The organism is Actinomycetospora sp. (assembly GCF_055612215.1).
Window position 1 is genome coordinate 1 of record NZ_JBVPVA010001175.1, and the last position, 1,258, is coordinate 1,258.

The following is a 1,258-nucleotide window of genomic DNA, read 5'->3' on the forward strand; positions in this document are numbered from 1 at the left end:
TCGGCGGGCAGGCCCACGGCGGCGGCCTTCACCCGCAGCGGCATGTCCTTGGTGACCAGGGTGATGGTTAGGCCGTCCCGCGCGAGGTTGGCCGCGCACGCGAGGATGCGGGAGTCGTTCTCCGCGGTCCGGAAGCCGGCCGGCAGCACCGACGGGTCGGTGTGGTTGAGCTCGACGTGCAGCGTGCCGCCCTCGGGCGTGATTGCGATGGGCTCGTCCAGACGGCCGTGCGTGATGCGGAGGTCGTCGAAGAGGCGCAGCGCCTCCCGGGCGAACCACCCCAGTTCGGGGTGGTGGCGCTTGCCCTCGAGCTCGGAGATGACGACGAGGGGGACGACGACGTCGTGCTCGGCGAAGCGGGTCGGGGCCCACGGGTCGCTGAGCAGGACGGAGGTGTCGAGAACGTAGGTGATCCGGGCCCGCGGGGCCGGCGACGGGGTGTGGCCAGGGGCTCGGTCCGCGTCCGCGGAGGCTGGCTCCGCGGGGAAGGGGACGCTGCCGGACACCGACGGGGGACGCTGGGCGTGCTCTGCGCTCACGGCTACTCCCTCGGCGGTCGCGGCACCCGCGACCACGTTCCTCGACGGACGAGTCGGTCGGGATCAGGTCGCGATGCGGAGCCGGTGGCTCGGTCCCCCGCCGGGGGACCTGCCTCTCCGACGCCGAGCGGGTGGACCGGGTGCCGGCCCTCCCGCCGAGCCCGCGCGGTCCACGACGCCGAGGGCCGCCGGGGGCACCGCGGACGGAACGCCGTCCGGCCTTCGCGCCCCGGCGGTGCCGCGACACCGCGATCCGAACCGACCCGTCACGATCTCCGGCCTCCCCGGACGGTCCGCATCCGCTACGGCGCCGCCGGGGCGGACGCTACAACCGATGACCGGTCGTTGTCGCGCGCCGAACGTGACGACTTGGTGACGTGGCTCATACCCTCGGTGACATCGGGGCGTCGTCGACCGACCGGGGTGACGCCCCGGCGCGCCCCCGCCGTTCGTCGACCCACCCGTCGGATACTGGGCGGTCTGTGACCGTGTCGCGCTGCAGCCGCGCGGGGGTCCACGGCTCGTCGAGCAGCCGCGCGAAGCGCGTCCCGGCGCGCTCGTCTCCCGGACGCGCGGCGAGCCAGGCCCGTACGAGGCGCGCGCCCTCGACGTAGGTCGTGGTGTGGATGCGCCAGCGCGGGTGCGCGAGGAACTCGAGCATCCGGCCGGCGCGCGCGTCGTCGATCAGCAGCCAGCGCCGCAGGTGGGCGCGCGCCTGC

At 75.1% G+C, this 1,258-nt stretch carries 1 protein-coding gene and 1 pseudogene; both read right to left on the reverse strand.

Annotated elements, in window-relative coordinates; translation table 11 throughout:
• Nucleotides 1-539: PIN domain-containing protein (locus AC0CYZ_RS31530; RefSeq protein WP_472222187.1), on the reverse strand; the 539-nt coding region annotated here is incomplete at its 3' end.
• Nucleotides 540-921: 382 nt separating this feature from the next.
• Nucleotides 922-1,258, reverse strand: a pseudogene (locus AC0CYZ_RS31535) (hypothetical protein); the annotation flags it as partial.